This window comes from Sorangium sp. So ce1504 (assembly GCF_051521635.1).
GTDB lineage: Bacteria > Myxococcota_A > Polyangia > Polyangiales > Polyangiaceae > Sorangium > Sorangium cellulosum_B.
In genome coordinates, this window is record NZ_CP150365.1 from 4,720,403 (window position 1) to 4,741,358 (window position 20,956).

Here is a 20,956-nt window from a genome sequence, read left to right on the forward strand (position 1 = left end):
AGACGCACGTCGTCTACAGGGACGGCGAGCGCGCGGAGGACAGGTTCTTCGCGCACTCGGTCGCTGGTATGCGCGACGCCTTCGCCTGCGCGAGATCCTTGATGGCGAGCGACGCAGGGACCGCGGGCGCATGACGGCCGCCTGTCCCTGCATTCTCGCACCTCCTGTCAGGCGCGGTGCGGCGCAAGCGCTGGCGGCCGGTCCAGAGGACCGAGCAGGTCAAGCCGAGCGAGCCCGGCTGCTTGGTTGGCCCCTTCGACAATGGTTATGTCCAATGGCCTGTGACTCCCACGGACCCATCGAAAACCCAGCTCGCGGACGACCTCCGCGACGTACGGCGCAAGCTCGAGCAACTCGCGGCAGAAGGGCCCGTCTGCGACCTCATCGATCTGGTGATTGAGTTGCTCGCGCGGATGCGCGACACCAACAACGCGCTGAGGGCCGCTCCTCCGAACCCGCCGATTGCCTCCTACGGATACGATTCCGACCAGCGACCAGAAATTCGCACGTGTCCGTCGTCGGCTCACCCGGAGCCCTAGAAATTCGTGACCCAATGTGGACGATTGGCCCACGTCGGCGATCGATGCGAGCATCATGCCTGCGGCGCGCGAATCGACGAAAATGCCGTAGAAAGCGAGGGGATCTATCAGGTGCGGGCGAGCCCATCGAGCGCTTTGGCGCGAGCGAGCTCGTACACGATGGAGCATGACGCTCGTCAGGTCATGATCGAGAATCGTTCCCCATGAAGTACGTTCTCGGCGAGGTCCTGCACTCCGGAGCGGACATGTGCATCGTGCGAGCTACCCACGGCACGACCGGCGGCAAGGTGGTGCTCAAGCTGCCGCATGGCGAGCCGCCGAGCCCGCGCGCGCGGGAGGAGCTCAAGCATGAGCACGCCGTGCTGCGCGCGCTCGATGTCCCCGGGATCATCCGGACCTTGGGCCTCGAAGAGCACGATCGGAAGCCGGCGCTCGTGCTGGAGCACTGGGATGGCACCTTGCTCGCTCGCGTGCTCGAGCAGGGCCCGCTGCCCGTCGGGGTCGCGCTGCGCCTCGGCGCCGCGCTTTCGCGCAGCCTGGGCGAGGTGCACCGGCGAGGCATCCTCCACCGCGATATCAAGCCGCAGAACGTGCTGGTCAACGCCGAGCGGACGCGCACCTGCTTGATCGACTTCGGGCTCGCGACGTTTTGGACGCCCCAGCTCGCCGCGCAGACGTCGCTGGAGGCGGTCTCCGGGACATTGGCGTATATGGCGCCCGAGCAGACGGGGCGAATGAACCGAGCGCCGGACGCCCGGGCGGACCTGTATGCGCTGGGCGCCACGCTCTACCAGATGCTGACCGGCGCGCTGCCCTTCGAGGCGACCGACGCGCTGGAGCTGATCCACGCGCACATCGCCCGGGCGCCCGTGCCCCCGCACGAGCGCGCGCCCGAGCTCCGCATCCCCGAGGCCGTGAGCGCGATCGTGCTCAAGCTGATGGCCAAGAGCCCCGAGGACCGCTACCAGACCGCGAGCGGCGCGGCCTGGGATCTGGAGCGGGCGGCGCGGGCCTGGGTCGAGACGGGGACCGTGGCGCCGTTTCCGCTGGCGAAACGCGACTGGGACGATCGGGTCCGCGCGCCCTCACGCCTGTTCGGTCGGGAGCGCGAGAGCGCCGCGCTCGCGGCGCTGCTCGACGAGGCGTGCGGCGGCGCGACGGTGCTGGCGCTGGTGGCGGGGCCGTCGGGCGTGGGCAAGTCGGCGCTGGTCCAGGCACTGCAGGGCGAGGTGCGCGCGCGGCGGGGCCTCTTCGCCGCCGGCAAGTTCGACCAGCTCCAGCGCAGCACGCCGTACGCCGCGCTGGCGCAGGCGCTGCGGTCGGTGGTGCGGCGACGGCTGGCGGACCCGGCCGAGGTGCTCGAGCGCTGGAGGCAGGCCTTTCAGGAGGCCGCGGGGCCGGATGGGCAGATCCTGGTCGAGCTCATGCCCGAGCTGGTGCACATCCTGGGCGAGCCCAAGCCGCTGGTGGAGCTGGGGCCGATGCAGGCGAAGCTCCGCTTCCAGACGACGGTGCTGCGCTTCGTGCGGACGCTGGCCACGGCCGAGCAGCCGCTTTTGCTGTTCATCGATGATCTCCAGTGGGCGGATGCGGCGTCGCTTTCGCTCCTGGGCGAGCTGCTGAAGGAGCCAGGGGACCAGCACCTGCTGGTCGTGGTGGCTTATCGGGACGAGGCGGTGGGCCCCGAGCACCCGCTGAACGCGCTGCTTTCGGCCTCCGCAGCTCCGGGCGCCGTGACCGGACGGATCGCGCTTTCGCCGCTCGGCGCGGACGCAGTCACGGCGATGGTGGCCGACATGCTCGATCGGCCCGGGGCCGAGGTGGAGGAGCTTTCGCGGCGGATCAAGGACAAGACCGACGGCAGCCCGTTCTTCGTCGGGCAGTTTCTACAGCTCTTGCACGAGCGGAAGCTGCTCGTGCGCGATGCGGAGACGGGGCGGTGGCGCTGGGAGCGGGAGGCGATCGAGCGGGCGGGGATCACGGACAACGTCGTCTCGATCTTGACCCGCAGGCTCGAGCGGCTGTCGCCCGCGCTGCAGCGCGCGCTCGAGACCGCGGCGTGCGTGGGCGACCGGTTCGACGGGGAGCTTTTGGCGCATCTCTTGGGGCAGCAGGCGGAGACGGTCAGCGCCCTCTTGGCGGAGGCGGTGCGCGAGGGGCTCGTGATGCACGAGGGCGAGCAGGCGCAGGAGACCTACGCCTTCGTGCACGACCGGGTGCAGCAGACCGCCTACGAGGCGCTCACGGCAGAGGAGCGGCTCTCGCTGCACCTATCGATCGGCCGAGCGCTGCGGGCACGTTACGGCGTCGCGTGCACCGGCGGGGAGCTGTTCGCGACGCTCTACCACCGCAACCGGGCCGCCGAGCGGCTGACGGATGCCCAGGAAAAGCGCGACCTTTCGGAGCAGAACCTGCACGCCGGGCAGCGGGCCAGGGCCAGCGCGGCCGACGCGCAGGCTGTGGCGTTCCTCGGGACGGCCGCGTCGCTGCTCGGCGAGGAGGGGTGGACCGAGGCCCCGGAGACGACCTTCGAGGTGCACCTGGCCCTGGCCGAGGCGCTCTGGCTCGCGGCGCAGGTCGACGAGGGAGAGCGGCTCTTCCTGCGCTGCCTCGCGCGAGCGCCGGATCCGCTCTCTCGCGCGCGCGTGGTCAGCATCTTTATCGCATATCTTCAGGTCGACGGCCGCTTCGCGCAGGGCATCGAGCTCGGCCTCGAGGCGATGGCGTGGCTCGGGCGCCCGCTGCCGAGGACCCCGGAGGAGCAGCGGGCGCTGTTCGGCGCGCTCATCACCGAGCTCGAGCCCGCCCTCACGCGCATGACCGTCGAGGACTGGAAGGCGCTGCCGAGGAGCACCGACCGCGCCCACGCGCTGCGGTGCAGCATCCTGGACGTGCTGGCGACCTGCGCCGTCTTCGGGATGCCCTCACTGAGCTGGTGCTGCCGGCCGATGATCGTGCTGGAGACCCTGCGGCACGGGCTGACGAAGAGCTCGTTCGCGGGGTGCGCGAGCACGGCTTTGCTCCTTTCGTACGCCCTGGAGAAGCTGCCTTTGGGGCGCCAGCTGATGGAGGCCATGCTGGCGCTCATTGATCAGTACGATGCTTCGCGCGCCACCGCGCTCTTGACCGCCACACTGGCTTCCCAGTACTGGACGTCGCCTTCGAAGGTGGGGGAACTGTTCGCGCGCGCCAGGCGCACCGCCGCCGAGGAGCGCGACCTGGTTTACGAGGCCTACAGCGAGGTCTGCGGGGCGACGTTCCAGCTGATCGCCGGAGCCGACCTTGATCGCGTCACGCGCGACCTCGACCGCATGGTCTACCGCGATCTCGCAGCCATGGACAGTCGGAACATCCTCGCCCGCTCGGCCGCCGCGCTTTCACAGGCTCCAGCCGCACACGGCATTGAGCAGACGCTCGAGGAAATCGCGCGGCTCGCGCGGGACGCGAAACCGACAATCTTCACGGCCGGCGCGATGGCGGGCTTTACCGGGCTCCACCTCGGCGCCGACGCGTGGGCGGTCGAGGCGGTCCTCGCCGTCGAGCCGGACTGGCAGATAACGTGGGGCGGCGCCCTGCTCCTTGCCTTCACGTTCACGCTCTGCGTGGCCGGAGCGCATGCCCTCCCCACCGCCGCCGCCGAGCGGCGTGCGCTGCTGGAGGACCGGCTGGCCTTCCACGGCGCGCGCCTCACCCTCTGGGCCCAGAGCTGCCCCGAGACCTTCGAGGCCATGCGCCTGCTGATGGAGGCGGGCCTCGCCCGCGCCCGGGGAGAGCACGAGGAGGCCGGGCGGCTGTACGACCGTGCCATTGAGCAGGCCCGCGACGACGGCCTGGTCAACACGGAAGCGCTCGGCCTGCGCCTCGCCGGCGAGCATCGCCTTGCCCGCGGGCACCGCGCCCTCGGCCGGGCCTATCTCACGGCCTCACACGACGCCTACCTGCGCTGGGGGGCGCGCGCGGCCGCCGCGCAGCTCGCCCTGCGCTACCCGGACAGCATCGCGACCTCGGGCCGCGCGGCCCTTGCGGACGGCGCGCCCGGCGAGCTGCCGGACGGGGCGTCCCTGCCGACGAGCACGACCATCACCAACCGCACGCTCAACGCGTACCTGGACATCGCCTCCGCGCTGCGCGCCGCGCAGGCGCTCTCCGGCGACCGAAACCTCGGCTCGCTCGTCGGCCGCATGCTCCGCCTGCTCGCCGAGTACTCCGGCGCCGAGCGCGCCGTGCTCGCCCTTGTGCAAGGCGGCGAGCTCGTCATCGCCGCCCAGCTCACCGCCAACCCTCAGCAACTGGAGCTTTCGCTGCACGAGCCCGTCGCCGGCTCGACGCGGCTGCCGGCCACGCTGGTGCAGTACGTCGCGCGCGGCAAGGAGCCGGTGCTGCTCGGGCAGGCCGCGGCCGACAGCCGCTTCAACGAGGACCCCTACCTGCTCGCCCACCGGCCCAGCTCGGTGCTGGCCGTGCCGCTGCTGCACCAGGGCCGCCTTTCCGGCGTGATGTACCTGGAGCATCCGAGCGTGAAGGACGCCTTTCCCGAAGCGCGCGTCGAGCTGGTCACGCTGCTCGGCGCGCTCGCGGCGACGGCCGTGGAGAACGCGACGTTTTATACCGAGATCTCCGCCTACAACGAGCGGCTCGCGCGCGAGGTCGCACAGCGCACGGCCGAGCTCATGGCCGCCAAGGAGTCGGCTGATAATGCCAACCGCGCCAAAAGCGATTTCTTGTCGAGCATGAGCCACGAGCTGCGCACGCCGCTCAACAGCATCCTCGGCTATGCGCAGGTGCTCGGCAAGCTGCCCGAGCTGCCTGCGAAAGCCGCCGACGCGGCCCGCATCATTCACACCGCCGGCACGCACCTGCTCAGCCTCATCAATGACGTGCTCGATCTGGCCAAGATCGAGGCCGGCAAGCTGGACCTGCACCCGACCGCGGTCGACCTGCCCGCGCTGCTTCGGACCGTGGCCAGCCTCTGCCGGGTGCGCGCCGCGCAGAAGGGCCTCTCGTTCGCCTACGAGCCTATCGGCCCCGAGCGGCTGGAGGTGCGCGCCGACGAGAAGCGGCTGATGCAGCTGCTGCTCAACCTGCTGGGCAATGCCATCAAGTTCACCGAGCAGGGCGGGGTGGTGTTGCGCGTGGAGGTGCTGGACCCGTCGGAGGACCAAAGGCGCACGGTGCGCTTCCAGGTCGAGGACACCGGCCCCGGCATTGCCCCCGAGCACCTTTCGTGCATCTTTGAGCCCTTCGAGCAGGTCGGCGACGAGAAGCGGTATGCGGAGGGCACGGGCCTTGGGCTCACCATTACCAGGGAGCTGGTCGAGCGGATGGGCGGCAGCATCGAGGTCAAAAGCCAGCTCGGCCAAGGCACCGTGTTCACGGTGACTCTCTGCCTGCTCGAGGTGACGGCGGCGAAGGGGCGCGCGGGGCTGTCGTGGGAGGCGATCCTCGGGTATGAGGGCAAGCGCCGCACGATTCTCGTCGTGGACGACAAGGCCGAGAACCGTGCGCTCTTGCGCGAGCTGCTCCAGCCGCTGGGCTTCGAGCTGCTGGAGGCCGACAGCGGCGAGCGGGCGCTCGCGCTGGCCGTCGAGCGAACACCGGACGTGATTGTGATGGACCTGGCCATGCCGGGCATGGACGGGTACGAGGCGACACGGCGCTTGCGGCAACGGTCCGAGCTCGTCCGAGCCGCGATCATCGCCTCGTCCGCCAGCATCTCGGAGGCCGCGCGGCAAACGAGCCTCAGCGCCGGATGCGACGACTTTCTGCCCAAGCCGGTGCAGGCCGGCGCGCTGCTAGAGCTGCTCCGAGCCACGCTCCAGCTCGAGTGGATACGCCGAGCGGGACCGGGCATGGCCGTGGCCCTTCCCACCATGACCGAGGCGGAGATTTGCATGCTCACGCCCCCACCGGCCCAGGAGCTGGCGCGGCTCCTTGAGCTGGCCAATGAAGGGTACATCTCCGGGGTGCTGAACGAGCTCGATCGGCTTGAAGAGGCAGACGGCTCGCGGCTCGGCGCATGGATCGGCCAGGTGCGCGCGGTGGCGAAGAGCTTCCAGACCAAGCGGCTCCGCGCCCTGCTCCGGGTACAGCTCGACAGGGCGTCACGGCGGCTCCCGTGACCGCGCCTCCCGATCGAGGACAATGGCGGGCGCGCCCAGGCCGAAACCCCTGCGGCTGGCTGGGGTGTACGGTTGTTGCGCCGGTCCACACTGCCGCTACTTTGTTGTGGGTTTCCCGATGACCAGAACCTCAAAGCCCTGTGCTCAGTCGTATACAATCCTGATTGTTGACGATGTGCTCGCCAGCGTGGCTGAGGTCATGGCTCAGCTCGAAGAGCGAGGCTTTCGGGTGACAGTCGCCCAGGATGGTGAAGATGCGCTGGAGCAGGTCGAGTTCCGTACGCCCGATCTGATCCTCCTCGACATATTGATGCCGGGAATGGATGGCTTTGAGACATGCCGGCGCCTGAAAGCATCTGAGCGCACCAAAGGCATCCCCGTGATCTTCATGACCTCTCTGGGAGAGACGGCGCATAAAGTGGCCGGGTTTGACGCTGGCGGCGTCGATTACGTCGTCAAGCCGCTGGAGATCAATGAGGTTTTAGCGCGAATCAAGACACACCTGGCCTTGTATTCGCTGCGCGCGCAGCTCGAGGTGCAGAACGCGCAGCTGCGGCGGGAAATCAAGAAGCGCGAGCGATTCGAGGCCGCGCTGCGGCGCGCCCACGATAAGCTGGAGCGGAGAGTGGCGGAACGCACGGCCGAGCTCGCCGCGGCCAATGAGATTCTGAGGCATGAGATCGCCGAACGCAAGCGGGCAGAGGGAGAGCGGGAGAGGCTTTTAGCCAGTGAGCAGGCGGCGCGCTCCAAGGCCGAGACCGCCGACCGGCTGAAAGACGAATTCCTCTCCACGCTCAGCCACGAGCTGCGAACCCCATTGACCGCTATCCTCGGCTGGGCGCAGCTTCTCCTCCGCATGGACAATCGCGACGTGTCCAAGGTGCAGCGCGGGCTCAAGGTTATCGAGCGCAATAGCATGGCCGAGCTGCGGCTCGTCGAGACGCTCCTCGACGTCTCCAGCATCATCCGCGGCAAGATGGACCTGAAGCCGCAGTCGGTCAGCATGGCCGAGGTCATTCAGGCGGTCCTCGAATCTGTAACTCCAGTTGCGGAAGCGAAGCGCGTCTGTCTCTCGCTATCGCTCGGCGGGGCGACCAGCAGGGTCTGGGGCGATCGCGGCCGCCTCGAGCAGATCGTGGGAAATCTGCTCAGCAACGCCATCAAATTCACGCCCCCAGGCGGGCGCGTGGCTGTGTCGCTGGAGGAGGTGGGAGCGATGTCTCAACTCCGCATCAGCGATACCGGCGAGGGAATAAGCGCAGATATTCTTCCCCATGTGTTCGACCAGTTTCGCCAGGCCAATAGCTCGACCACGCGCCGGCACGGCGGACTTGGCCTGGGGCTCGCAATCGTGCGGGATTTGGTGAGAATGCACGGCGGCACGGTTCGCGCGGAGAGCGGCGGTGAGGGTCAGGGCGCGGTGTTCACCGTCGACTTGCCTCTGATGCCGGTGGTCGAGGAGACCGCAACGCCGCCTTTGGCTGGCGCAGGGGAAGGCGGCGTCGGGTTGCTCCCCTCAATGCTGACCGGACTGCGCGTGCTCGTGGTGGACGACGACTCCGACGTGCGGGAGCTTTTGACGTGCATCTTGGGAGAGGCAGGGGCGGAGGTACGCGTGGCGGCGGCAGCTCGGGAAGGCCTTGAATTGCTCCAAGAGTGGCGCCCGGACGTCCTCGTGAGCGATATCGGGCTGCCGGACGAGAGCGGTTATGCGCTGATTCGAGCGGTTCGGGCGCTGCCCGTCAATCAGGGCGGTCAAACGCCCGCGATCGCGCTGACCGCCTACGCCGACCAGCGCGCCCGCGAACAGGCTTTATCGGCGGGATACGAGATGCATATCCCCAAGCCCGTCGAGCGTACCACATTGATGAACGTAGTCGCCAGGCTGGGCACCCGCGACAGGTGCACACTGGCCGGGACGGCAAGTTGACTCGGCGCCCCTGCTCCTGGGACGCCCGGCGGACGCCTTCGACCTGAGCAAGGCCTTCTGGGCGGTTCCGATTGGGCTCGCCACCATGGCGATCCTTCTCCTTCTGGAGCGGCGTCACGCGGGAAAGCTCGCGCCGATCGCTGTTTCAGGCGCCCCTCGATCGCCGTTTCAGGCACCCCGACAAGAGGATAAAGGCGGTCAGTGAGACCGCGAAAGTGCTGAGGTTCACCTGCTGTTGGTCGCTGCTGCCTGGCAGCCCAAAGGAAAGCCGCTCATAGGTGCTGAAGAGCCAGAGCGGCTGCGGAGCGTAGGAAGGCGGCGCTCGCCGGTGAAGGCACAGGGGCCGCGCCGCGCGAAAGCACTGTGTCAGTCGCGCGGTTGGTACAGCTCGGATCCTGGCGCCCGGGGCAAGCCGGCGAGGACTACCAGGGCCCGACTGTGGTGGAGCTCGACACCGGGAAGCGTCGCGACCTCCTGCCGGACGAGGCGAGGGGAGGGATGGGCTTCTGCTGGGCAGACATGCGCTTCGAGCTGTCGGCCGCGATGCTCGTCGTCGACGGGTGCTTCTGGCCGTGCTCGCGCCTCCGGGGGCGTCAACCTCGCTTCACTTCGGAAAGTCCGTCGACTCCGCGACGGCGCGCCACGCGGCGAGCTCCTGCGCCACGAACGCGTTCTTCGCCTCGATCGCAGCGACGGTGTCGCTGCCGAGCGGGAGGCGGAGCGGGGGATTCTTCGCGCGGGTGAGCTCGACGACCACGCGCGCGAGCCGCGCCGGGTCGCCAGGCTGCTGGAGGCTGACCTCCTTCGCGCGGCGCCGGACCTTGCCCGTGGTGTCCGCATAATCTGCGATGACCGTGCCCGTCTCGACGACGGACTTCGCCTCCAGGAACTCCGTCCGGAAGTAGCCCGGCTCGATGACCGTCACCGCGACGCCGAGCGGCGCGAGCTCGGCGTGGAGGGCCTCCGAGATCCACTCGACGGCGAACTTCGTCGAGCAGTACACGCCGAACCCGGCGCCCGACCGGTAGCCGCCGAGCGACGAGATGTTCAGGATCTGGCCGGCGCGCTGCTTCCGGAGCTGCGGGAGCACGGCGCGCGTCACCGCGAGGAGGCCGAACACGTTCGTCTCGAAGATGCGCCGGACCTCGTCGCCCGAGGTCTCCTCGATCGCGCCCATGACGCCGTAACCGGCGTTGTTCACGAGAACGTCAATCCGGCCGAACCGAGCGACGGCCGCCTCCACCGCGGCGGCGACCGACGCCTCGTCCGTCACGTCGAGCGCGACGGGGAGGAGCGCCTCGGGCCGCCCGAAGCGGTCCGTGATGCTCTTCGGATCACGCGCGGTGGCGACCACCCGATCGCCGGCGGCCAGCGCCGCCTTCGCGATCTCCGCGCCGATGCCGCGCGACGCGCCCGTGATGAACCACACCCGCTCGTTCTTGCTCGTTTCCATGGGGATCTCCTCTTCGTTGCCCGGGGCGCTGCGCCCCTCACACGACGGAAGATGCAACATCCCGAGACGGTCACTCGCTTCCGCGGGCGGGAGGCCAAGCCGCTCAGTCGCACTCCCCGGCGCTCCACATCCCGGGCGCCTCCACGTGGAGCGTGACGATCTCGTCCTCGTCGAACCCGAGCGCCTGCTGCACGCCCGTTGTGCGGTATCCAAGGAAGATCTGGTCGTCCCCGAGGTCGACGATCTGCTTGTGGGCGCGGCCGTGGATCTCGTGCTCCGCCACGGACGCGGTGATCGCGTTGCAGGCGAAGGGGACGTAGCTCACGTGCGCGAGCATGATCGGCCCGGAGATGTTGAAGTCCGTGACCGAGAGCCCGGTGAACTGCCCGTCCGCGTCGTCGCTGCTCGGGTCGGTGAACGGCGTGAAGGTCCGGCCTCCCTCCTCGTTGTAGAGGTTGGCGAGGGAGCTCGGCGAGCTCGGGTTGCTCGCCATGAACGCGATCTTCCCGGCGCCCGCCTTCTTCGCCTCGTCGACGCGGTAGATTGCCACGCCGCCGGGGAGATCATCGAAGTCGAGCCAGCGCTGCAGGCCGCGGTCGTATCCCTCGTTCTGGCGGTTGTCGATCAGGAAGTACTGGTCCGGATCCGAGGTCTCGATCTTGTAGATCGTCGGCGCGACGCCCTGCCCGAGGAACTCCGCGCCGGCCGTCCGGACGATGGCAATGTCCTGCGGCGGGGACCCGGGCTCGATCACCGTCGGCGCCAGGAATCCGGCCTTGATCCGGCTCCAGGCGCCCATCGCCACGGGCACCGAGCCCGCGGGCGAGCCGCTCGTGCTCCCCCAGCTCCCGCTCGCCATCACGCACCATGACCCGAGCGGGGTAGGGCCCTTGTAGAGATCCGGGAGGCCGACCGCCGAGTGCCCGAGCTCGTGGACGATGACACCCACCGTGGCCGGCATCGTCGTGGGCACGCCGCCGACGGAGTGGACCTGCCGTTCGCCGAGCGCGGCATAGCCGGTGAGGACCTTCCCGTCGAGGGTGATCGGGTCCTCGAAGCCCTTCGCATGGGCCCAGATCGAGGGCGTCTTGCTCGTGTTCGCGGTCTCGTAGCCGGCCACGATGAAGACCGTGTTGAGCTCGTCGCCGCGGACCTTGCCGTCTGCGTTGGTGTCGTAAGAGGCGAAGTTGACGAAAGGATCCGCCAGCACCAGCGCCTCCTTCAGGTAGAGCTGGAGGAGGGAGAAATCCTTCTTGCTGTTGGGGTGCGCGAACGGGAGCTTGATCCGGACGATGCCGTCGTTGGCGGTGCCCTGGGTCTCCTTCGCGCGGGTGAAGGAGAACTTCCCGCGCGACATGTCGGCGTAATAATGGTTCACCGAGCCCGGGAGGCTCCCGTACATCGTCTGCTTCCAGTACGCGAAGTCGGTGGCGAAGTTGCCGGTGAACGCGCCTGGCGTGGCGAGCCCGCCCCCCTGGGTGAACTCCAGCAGGATGGTCAGCAGGGGGCGCCGGATCCCGGAGATCACGGTCGGATTCGCCGCGAACGAGAGCGCGCCCCGGGAATGTGCGATCTCCGCCTCCCAGAGGGTATCGAGCGCCTCGTCGTCGATGCGCTGGAGCAACGCCGGATCCACGGGGCCGCCCTGCCCGCGGAGATCGCGGACCAGCACCCCGGAGGGGACGAGCCTGAGGGCGCCGCGCGCGTCCGAGCCGAGCTCGGCGACCTCGTAGTCGCCCGAGAGGTCGTTGAGCACGACGGCGGTGCCGTCCGCCATCCGGAGGTAGTCGAAGTGCTCGTCGCCGATCACCTCGGCGCGGAAGGTCGCGCCGGTCGTGTCGAGCGGGATCTCGCGCAGCCCGGGCTCGGCGCTCACCGCGGCCGCAGGGCGGCTCGCCGAGACGGCGCTCGCCAGCACGGCGAGCGCGACGAGCCCGAGCCGCGCCGATCGGCGCGCGACGGCGATCCCCTGGTGATCCACGTTGCCCGCGCCGCTGTTTCGAGACGTCATGTCCGCATCCTCCTCAATCCGCGTTTCGCCGCGTTCGAGGGGCGCATCGCAACGCACGTGCCGGGATCGGTCAGCAGCGCGAATCGCCGCGTTTCCAGGCGGATCCGCGCGTCTCCGGCGAGCGCTTCGCCCCGCGCCGACACGCCGCCGGGACAGCTGTCACGCGCGCGCGACGGGCGCTGTCGCGGCGGCGTGACAGCCGTCCTGCAGGCGCTCCACCCGTGCGCGTGCGCGTGCGGTGCAGGCGCGGGCGCGGCTCGCGGGCGCGCCGGTTCCGGGTTGACGCGGCCCCCTCCAGGGGCACCATGGCGATCATGGGCGACGATCCCGGGGAGGCCTGCACGCTCACGAGCTTCGATGAGGGGCGCTCTCTCCGGCTCCCGGCCGTCTCGGTGACCGTCACCCTCCCGGACCGGCGCACGCTCACCGCGCCGCTCGATCTGCGCCCCCTCCTCGTGGGCGCGGGCGCCGACTGCGATCTGGTCCTCGCCGATCCACGCGCCTCGCGCCGGCACTGCGAGATCCGGCTGACCGAGCAGGGCGTGCTCCTGCGCGACCTGGGCAGCAAGAACGGCACGCTGATCCGCGACGTCCGGATCCGCGAGGCCTTCCTCCCGCCGCGCGTCCCCGCCACGGTCGGCGGCTCCGAGATCGTCGTCGGCCCTGCGGGGCCGGCGGCCGTCCTGCCGCTCTCCGGCGCGGACGCGTTCGGCGAGGCGGCGGGGCGGAGCCTCCCCATGCGCGCGCTGTTCGCCCGGCTGGAGCGCGCGGCGCCGACCGACGAGACGCTGCTCCTGCTGGGCGAGTCCGGCACCGGCAAGGAGGTGCTGGCGCGGGCGATCCACGCGCAAAGCCGCCGCAAGGACGGCCCCTTCGTGGTCGTGGACTGCGGCGCCATCGCCCCGAACCTCGTGGAGAGCGAGCTCTTCGGCCACGCCCGGGGCGCGTTCACGGGCGCCGCGGCGGCGCGGCCGGGCCTGCTCGAGCAGGCGAGCCGCGGCACGCTCTTCATCGACGAGATCGGCGAGCTCCCGCTGGAGCTCCAGCCGAAGCTCCTCCGCGCCATCGAGGGGCGGGAGATCCGGCGGCTCGGCTCGAACGAGTGGCTCCCCTTCGACGCGCGGATCGTGGCGGCCACGCACCGGAACCTGCGCGCGAAGGCCCAGGACGGCTCGTTCCGGGCCGATCTCTACTTCCGGCTCTCGGTGGTGGAGGTCCACGTCCCCGCGCTCCGGGAGCGCAAGGACGACATCCCGCTCCTCGTCGAGCGCTTCCTCGTCGCGCGGGATCCGCCGCGCGCGCTCGCGGACCTGCCGCCGGGCGCGCTCCCGCTGCTGGAGGCGTACGACTGGCCGGGGAACGTGCGCGAGCTCCGGAACACCGTCGCGCGGCTCGTCCTCTTCCCCGAGCTGCTCCACGAGGTCATCGGCGCCGCGCCGCCGGCGCCGCAGGGGAGCCTGAGCGCGGAAGCAATGCGGCCCGATCCCTCGGGCGCGGCGCCCTCCGGAGCGGCTCCGTCGGACGCGGCGCCCTCCGGCGCGTCGCCGGCAGGGCCCGGGGACGCCCGCCTCCGCAGGCTCCTCGAGCTGCCGCTGCCCGAAGCGCGGGAGGTCGTGCTGGAGGAGCTGGAGCGCGCCTACGTCACCGAGAAGCTCCGCCAGCACGGGGGCAACATCTCGCAGGCGGCCGACGCGATGGGCGTCTCCCGCCAGCTCGTCCACCGGCTGCTCCAGCGCCACGGCCTCCGCGCCCGATGATCGTGCCCGTGGACGGCGACGAGCCCCGCGTCGACGCCCCGCCGTGGCCGCGGCGCGGCCGCGACGACGCGACCGTCACCGGCCCGGCCACGCCCGGGGCTCCACCCGACGCGCCCGGGGCTCCACCCGCCGCGCCCGGGGCTTCGCCCGCTGCGTTCGAGGCCACGTCCGATCTTGGCCTCGGCGAGGAGAGCCGGCGCTCCGCCGACGCGCGCGGGTCCACGCCCGCCGCGCCCTCGTCGATCCCACCCTCGCCGATACCGCCCTCGCTCCACGCCCGCTTCGAGGACTTCCACCTCCTCGGCCGCGGCGGCATGGGCGTCGTCTACCGGGCCCGGGATCTCCGGCTCGGCCGGCGCGTCGCCATCAAGCTCCTCTCGGCGGGTGCGCAGATCGACGGGAGCTTCCTGCGCGAGGCGCGCTCCCAGGCGCGGCTCCGCCACGAGAACGTCTGCGAGGTTTACGAGGCAGGCGTCGCCGATCACGTGCCCTTCCTCGTCATGCGCTGCATCGACGGCCTCTCCCTCCAGGACGCCCGCGGCGACCTGACCCTTGAGGAGAAGGTGCGCGTGGCCCGGGCCATCGCCGCCGCGCTCCACGAGGCGCACCGGCTCGGCCTCGTGCACCGCGACGTGAAGCCGAGCAACGTCATGCTGGAGCGGGGCGTGGACGGCGCCTACCGCCCCTACCTCATGGACTTCGGCATCGCGCGCGAGGCGGGCGAGAGCGGGCCCACCCTGACCGGCGCCCTGCTCGGAACCCCCGCGTACATGGCGCCCGAGCAGGCCGCGGGGCGGGTGCACGCCCTCGATCGGCGGACCGACGTCTACGGCCTGGGCGCGACGCTCTACGCGCTGCTCGCCGGCCGCCCTCCGTTTACCGGGGGCACCGTGATGGACGTGCTCCGCCAGGTGCTGGAGGCGGACGCGCCGCCGCTCCGGACCCTGGACCGCGACATCCCCCAGGATCTCGAGGCGGTGGTGATGCGCTGCCTAGAGAAGCAGCCCGGCGCCCGCTACGAGTCGGCGCGCGCGCTCGGCGAGGATCTGCAGCGCTTCCTGGACGGCGATCCCGTGCTCGCGCGCCGCGCCTCCCTCGGCCGCCGCCTGGCCCGGGCTGCGCGGCGGCACCGGGCGGCCGTCGCGGGCGTGACCGCGCTGCTGCTCGCGGCGCTGGTCGTCGCCGGCCTCCTCGTCCGCGGCCGGCGCGCCGCCGCGGAGCAGGCCAACCTCGCCCGCGAGCTCGGCGAGACCGTGAAGGAGATGGAGCTCTTCCTGCGCGCCGCGCACGCGATGCCGCTCCACGACGTCGAGCGGGAGCGCGACGTGGTCCGCGCCCGGCTCGCGGCCGTCGAGGCCCGGATGGCGACAGCGGGCGAGGTCGGCCGCGGCCCCGGCGAGTACGCGCTCGGCCGCGGCCTGCTCGTGCTCCAGGAGCCGCGCGCCGCGCTCGACCACCTCCGCGCGGCCGAGCGGGCCGGGTACCGATCGCCGGGGCTCGACCACGCTGCCGGCGTGGCGCTCTCCGAGCTCTACCGCCGCGCCCTGGAGGAGACCCGCCGCATCCGCGACCCGGCGCAGCGCGAGGCCCGGATCGCGGCGCTCGAGGTCGAGTACAAGGCCCCGGCGGTCCGGCACCTCCGCGCGGCGCTGGGCGGCGCCGGCGAGGCGCCGGCGCACGGCGCCATCGAGGCGCCCGCCTACGTGGAAGGGCTGCTCGCGTTCGCCGAGGGCAGGCACGACGAGGCGCTGGAGAGGGCCCGGGAGGCGTTCGCGGCGGCGCCGTGGCTCCACGAGGCGAAGAAGCTGGAGGGCGACGTGCTCTTCGCCCTCGGGAGCCGTCACCGCCACGACGCCGCCGCCTTCGACTTCGACCGGATGAAGGGCCACTTCGACCGCGCCGCCGAGGCGTACCGGATCGCCGCCGAGCACGGCCGGTCCGACCCCTCGGTCCACGCCGCCGCGTGCGAGCTCTGGACCCAGACCATGAACGCCGCCGGCAAGCGCGGCGACTCGATGCGCCCGAGCTTCGAGCGCGCGCGGGCGGCCTGCGAGCGGGCGCTCGAGGCGAGCCCGCGGAGCCCCGAGGCGCTGGTCAAGCTCGCCTGGGTCCACAACTGCTTCGCCTGGTGGGCCGCGAGCGGCATGCAGCCGGGCGAGGACGCCGAGGCCGCCCTGCGCGCCGCGACCGCGCGCGCCGAGGCGGCGCTCGACAGGAGCCCGGACGACGCCTTCGCCCGGTACGTCGCCGCCGCGGTCGCCCGCGCGCGGGCGTACCACGCCGACATGCTCGGCCGCGACCAGCGCGCGGACCTGGAGCGCGCCATCCAGGGCTACGAGGCCGCGCTCCAGCGCGAGCCCGACTTCGCCTGGGCCCTCGCCGAGCTCTGCTCCGTCCACGCCGAGCTCGGCCGCCACGACTCCCTGCACGGCCGCGACCCGAGCCGCTCCTTCGAGCGCGCGGGGGCCCGCTGCGACCAGGTCCTCGCGCTCGACCCGGGCCTCGACGGCGCGCGCACCTCGCGGCTCGTCACCGGCGTCTACGAGGCAGAGCACCTCGTCCGCGCCGGCCGCTCCCCCGAGGAGGCGGTCCAGCGGACACACCGGGTGATTGATACGATGCATCAAAAGGACCCTTCCTGGGGCTGGGCGCCCTACTGGCGGGTCTGGCTGGATCATGCGCTCGCGCTGCACGCGCTCGACGCGGGCGCGGATCCCGGCCCGGCGCTCGCGCGCGTCCGGGAGAGCGCGCTGGCGGTGGCGCCGGACGCGACCGCCTTCCCGGAGTCGCTGCGGGCGATGCTGGCGGTGCTCGAGGCGCGCGTCGGGGTCGCGCGGGGTGAGGACCCGTCGCCCTCGATCCGGATCGCGCGCGAGGCGCTCGATCGCCAGATCGCGGTGGCGCCCTGGGACGTGTCGGACCGGCTGCAGCGCGCCGAGGTGGAGCTGCTCGCCTACCGGTGGAGCGCGCAGCGTGGCCGGCCGGACGCGGCGCGGCTCGACGCGGCGCTCGCCGTGCTCGACCCCCTGCTCGGCGGGCAGCGCGCCGATCCCCGGCTCCCCGCGCTGCTGGCCGAGATCCACGAGGCCCGCGCCGCCCACCGGGCGGACCGCGGGGGGGACGCCGCCGCCGACATCGCGGAGGGGCTCCGGCATGCGGACGCGGCGCTCGGGCTCCACCCGCGGTTCGACCGGGCGCTCGTGGCCCAGGGCGGGCTCTGGCTGCTGCGCGCCGCGGCCGCGCCCGGCGCGGCGGCCCGGCGGGAGGCCGCCCGGCGCGGGGCCGAGGCCCTGGAGGCGGCCCTCCGGGCGAACCCGCTGCGCGCCCGGACCGAGGGCGCCCGCCTCGCGGAGGCGCGGCGGCTCGCGGGCCAGGCGCCCGACTCCGCCGCGCCGCCCTGACCGCCCCCGCGGCCCACGGCGCTCACCGGAGGAACAGCGCGGGATCGATCGTGCGCTCGCGCCTGGGCTCACGGCACCAGTCGGGCTCGATGTCCGTCAGCCACGTCATCGTGCACGGCATTTCGTTGCAGATGAACTGGCCGTGCCCCGGGAGCCCGACGGGCTGGCAGGTGCCGTCATCGATGCTGTCCGCCAGGGGCCCCATGTAGTTGAGGCCGCAGGCCCCCTCCTTGTAGCAGTACCGCTGCTTCAGCGCCGACTCAGGGTCGACATCGCAGTGGGCGATGAACGGGGCCGTCGCATAGACGAACACCATGGCGCCGAACGCGGTCGAGGGGACCGCGCACCAGAGCGCCTCGCGGTGAATGTACTCGGTGTGAGGATCCCCGTCGTCGGTCACGTGGGTGCCCGTGAGCAGGACGCTGAGGCCGTCGGTCACGTCGTTGACGTAGGCGATCACGCACTCCAGCACGTTGCCGATCACGGCATCGGAGAGCCCCTCCTCCGTCCAGGCCGACGCGCTGCTCACCATCCCCCGCCCCAGGTAGACCTCCCCGCCGTGGTGCACGACGGTGCCGGCGGCGGCGGCGCAGCGGACGGTGTGAGCGAAGACCTCCTTGCCGTCCACGCCCCCGGGGGCCGCCGCGTCGAGGATCTTGGTGTCGAGGATGTCCGGGTGGATCTGGTCCCCCTGGAGCAGCGGGCCCCGCAGCGCCGCGACCACCGCGTACTTCCAGGTGTGCCACGCGAGCTTCGGGGTCCCGTTGGTGTCCGGGATACCGGGCTTCATCCCCGTCGCCTCGAGCCCCGGCCCGGCGAGCTCGACGTCGATCTCCGACTCCGACGCCGGCCCGCAAGCCGCCATGAGGAGCCCGACGCCCATCACCATCCCGTGCGCACCGACTGAGCGCTTCATCGCGATCTCCTCGTCCAGAGAGTTTCGAGCCTTCGTTCACGGCAACGGCGAGCTCGCCGAGCGTGGACACAAGCGGCCATGATCGCCGCGCTGCGTACCGGGGACAAGGAGCATGCGCCGTGCCACGCGTGGGAGCGGCGCGGCGGCGGCGGATCGCCGGCGCGTCTCCCGGCGAGGTGGTACGGCGGCGTTACAGGTGACGGCCGCGCGGGACAGCGGGTGTTGCGCCGCGATGACAGGCGCCCATCGGAGCTGCCGGATCTGCCGGAGCGAGGGGGGCGGCGAGAGGGGGCGTCGCCGGGCCGCGGAGAGGTGATGTTGGCACGCTCACCGTCGCCCTCGCCGAGGCCGCGGGCAAGGCGAAGCCCTACGAGACACGCACCGTGCGGCGCGACACGACGTGGGGCTACGACGCGGGCAAAACCGTCTACGAGCTCGTCGATCCGGAGGGCGCGATCTACGATATGCAGTCGTACAGCGTGCAGGAGGTGCAGCAGGACGAGGCGTCGCTCGCGAAGCTCGGCGAGACATTGACGCTTCCCGACGGCTGGGCCTTTCGAACGCGGGTGATCGAGGAAAGGCTCGAGGTGGAGGCGGTGGACGGGAGCGCCGTCGTGGTGCAGGACGACTTCGGGAATACCTATCAGCGCTCGCAGCAATAGACTACGAACGGGGGAGTGGCCGCGAGGATCACACGGCGGCGTCATGATGGTCCAGCCCAAACAGCACGAGTTCCTGAAGAGCCTGTCGGCGCGCGCTCTCGCCACGCTCGATCTCGGTCCCCGCGACGCGCCCGCGTCGATGAGCGTAGACGAGCTCCGCCGCCATCTCGCTGGAGCGAGGCTGCCGGCGTGGGACGTCCTCTTCGAGCTTCACGCGCAGCTCGCTGGCATCGGTCCCCGGCGCGCGCCCGGACAGGCAGATCTATGCCTCTTCCCGGGGGCCGACGATCCGGCGATGCTCGCTCCGCCGCTTCGTGCCCGATCCGGCGCGATCCTCGCCGTCCCCGTCGGCCTGGCGATGCTTGGCGGCCGGACCTTCCCGTTGCTCGCCGATGAGCGAGGCGCCTTGCTGCACGCGAGCGGCGCGCCTGCGGCCGGGTCAGCCCGCGGCTTGATCGAGGTGCTCGCGTTGCTCGCCGCTCGCGAGCCGCTCGAGGCGCACCGCATCCGTGCCGCCTTTCTCCCGCGCCTCGGCGCACAGCTCGCGGGGGCGCTGGCCGCGCTGCCGGTGGTGGAAGCAAGCGACACCTCCCACACCTTCTGGGTCTATCCGGGGGGCGTGATCGCCGATGGTCACCCTCTCCGTGACGATCTTGCAGGCGAGACCTTCGTCTGGACGAGCTCGCTCGCGGACGTGGCATGTTGCATCGAGACGGCTCGCGGTGCCGCCTCCGAGGAGGCCGGCGTCGACGTGGCGGGGCTCGAAATGCTGGTGGATGCTCGCCCGCCGGAGGAGGCACCCCGGCCGCTCTCTCCGGAGGAGCGGCGCGCGCGCGGTGCCATTCGGACCCTATCGGAGGAGCCGGGGCAGGCCGGATACGTCTACGCCAAACGCTCGGGCCGTGACGTCGAGATCGAGGTGTTGCGTGAGCACGCAGGGCGCGTCCTCAAGGCGGAGCAGCTCTACCACGACGGCCGCATGGTGCTCGACTATGCGAACCCGCTCGAGGCGCTGCGCCCGTACCTCTCCGACCGCACGCTGGCCTATTACGCGACCATCGATCTCCGGTGGAACGCGGGCGATACCTGCTCGCCTGGAGAGCTCGCCGGGCTGTTCCATGCCGCGGGGATGGAGCTGTCCGAGCCGATCGCGGCGTTCGAGAAGACGTGCGGTGGATTGACCTTCGCTGGGCTCTCCTGGGGGATCTATTCCCACGTCAAGCGCGGTTTCGCCTTGCGAGCCATCGAGGGGTCGATGGCTACGCGGCTCGTGCACGTCGGCCATGCGACGGACACCGACAGCAACTATTACCTGGATCGAGAAGGCACGTTGTACGTGGACGCGAGAGAGATCGGGCTGCCGCCCTCGCCCGTCGCTGCATCCTGGTCCAGGTACTTCGAACGAGTCTTCACCGCTGGGCGGGTCTCTCCGTCCCGCCCGTTCTCCCTCGAGACGTTCGAGCGTGTCGGCGGAGCCTTGGCGGAGGCGTTCCATGTGCCCGTGCTCGGGTCCGGTACGGACCGTTATGCCTCCGTCTGGATACGCGAGGAGTTCGAGATCTACGAGCAGGTGAGCGACATCTTCTATGCGGCAGGGCGGCCGCGCACGGTCGTCGTCACGGCGCAGCTCACCGATCTCGTGCAAGCGCTCCGTGTTGTCCTCGGCGCCGCGCCGGGCGCGACGTTCTCCCTTCGGACTCCCAAGCCCATCGAGGACCGCCCCTTGCCGAGTGAACTGCCTGCTTTCTGCGCCCCTCTCCACGAGGACGCGCGACGGCTCTCGCGGCGTGAGCTCCGTGTCTACGGCCGACCCGGCGCCCCCAGCCTCTGGATCGGCGACCCCGGGCGCGGCAAATGATGTCCTCTCGTCCCCGGACGCCTCCCGACGACGAGACCGCCGACGACAGCCTCGGTGCGGGGCCCGACGAGCCCGAGGAGGAGAACCAGGGCGGCGGCGAGGAGCCCGAGGACAAGCGCCCGAACCTCTGGCCCGCATCCCTCCGCATGAACGTGCTCGTCCCGAGGGAGACACGCGCGGTCAAGGCCATCGTCCGATTCGCCGAGTACTTCCCTGTGTAGAGCGTCAGTAAAAAGATACTGTCGCTTGACACGCTCCGACGGAAGCGTTGCGCAACAGCGCAATCCGTTGCGGATCCTGACGGGGCATT

10 protein-coding genes are annotated in these 20,956 nt (G+C 71.2%); 7 read left to right on the forward strand and 3 right to left on the reverse strand.

Annotated elements, in window-relative coordinates; all coding sequences use genetic code 11:
- Window positions 1–742: 742 nt before the first annotated feature.
- Window positions 743–6,658 carry an AAA family ATPase gene (locus WMF39_RS17755; RefSeq protein WP_437746672.1) on the forward strand — a complete coding sequence of 1,972 codons (5,916 nt, stop codon included), beginning with the start codon at window positions 743–745 and terminating at the stop codon, window positions 6,656–6,658.
- 118 nt (window positions 6,659–6,776) lie between these two features.
- On the forward strand, window positions 6,777–8,588 hold the full coding sequence (locus WMF39_RS17760) for a response regulator (RefSeq protein ID WP_437746673.1): 1,812 nt from the start codon (window positions 6,777–6,779) through the stop codon (window positions 8,586–8,588).
- A gap of 604 nt (window positions 8,589–9,192) precedes the next feature.
- On the opposite strand, the gene WMF39_RS17765 is transcribed toward WMF39_RS17760, so the two are convergent.
- Window positions 9,193–10,041, reverse strand: a complete 849-nt coding sequence (locus WMF39_RS17765) for an oxidoreductase (RefSeq protein ID WP_437746674.1) — start codon at window positions 10,039–10,041, stop codon at window positions 9,193–9,195.
- Window positions 10,042–10,144: 103 nt separating this feature from the next.
- Window positions 10,145–12,052 carry a M6 family metalloprotease domain-containing protein gene (locus tag WMF39_RS17770; RefSeq protein ID WP_437746675.1) on the reverse strand — a complete coding sequence of 636 codons (1,908 nt, stop codon included), beginning with the start codon at window positions 12,050–12,052 and terminating at the stop codon, window positions 10,145–10,147.
- A 305-nt stretch (window positions 12,053–12,357) separates the two neighbouring features.
- Here WMF39_RS17770 and WMF39_RS17775 point away from each other — a divergent pair, with 305 nt between their 5' ends.
- Window positions 12,358–13,809: a sigma 54-interacting transcriptional regulator gene (locus tag WMF39_RS17775; RefSeq protein WP_437746676.1), complete on the forward strand. Its 1,452-nt coding sequence runs from the start codon at window positions 12,358–12,360 to the stop codon at window positions 13,807–13,809.
- Complete coding sequence (locus WMF39_RS17780; protein ID WP_437746677.1) at window positions 13,806–17,210, forward strand: protein kinase domain-containing protein; 3,405 nt, start codon at window positions 13,806–13,808, stop codon at window positions 17,208–17,210. The genes WMF39_RS17775 and WMF39_RS17780 overlap by 4 nt, the downstream gene beginning before the upstream one ends.
- Window positions 17,211–17,232: 22 nt before the next feature.
- On the opposite strand, the gene WMF39_RS17785 is transcribed toward WMF39_RS17780, so the two are convergent.
- The gene (locus tag WMF39_RS17785; protein ID WP_437746678.1) at window positions 17,233–18,126 is read right to left on the reverse strand and encodes a hypothetical protein; all 894 of its coding nucleotides are present in this window, start codon (window positions 18,124–18,126) and stop codon (window positions 17,233–17,235) included.
- A 383-nt stretch (window positions 18,127–18,509) separates the two neighbouring features.
- On the opposite strand from WMF39_RS17785, the gene WMF39_RS17790 reads away from it, so the two are divergent.
- The 3 genes from WMF39_RS17790 to WMF39_RS17800 are packed head-to-tail and all read left to right on the forward strand — an operon-like array spanning window position 18,510 to window position 20,867.
- Window positions 18,510–18,788, forward strand: a complete 279-nt coding sequence (locus WMF39_RS17790) for a hypothetical protein (protein WP_437746679.1) — start codon at window positions 18,510–18,512, stop codon at window positions 18,786–18,788.
- Between the two features lie 46 nt (window positions 18,789–18,834).
- Window positions 18,835–20,646 (forward strand): hypothetical protein, encoded by a 1,812-nt coding sequence (locus WMF39_RS17795; protein ID WP_437746680.1) that lies wholly within the window; start codon window positions 18,835–18,837, stop codon window positions 20,644–20,646.
- Window positions 20,643–20,867, forward strand: coding sequence for a hypothetical protein (locus WMF39_RS17800; RefSeq protein ID WP_437746681.1), 225 nt, complete (start codon window positions 20,643–20,645; stop codon window positions 20,865–20,867). The genes WMF39_RS17795 and WMF39_RS17800 overlap by 4 nt, the downstream gene beginning before the upstream one ends.
- Window positions 20,868–20,956: the final 89 nt, after the last annotated feature.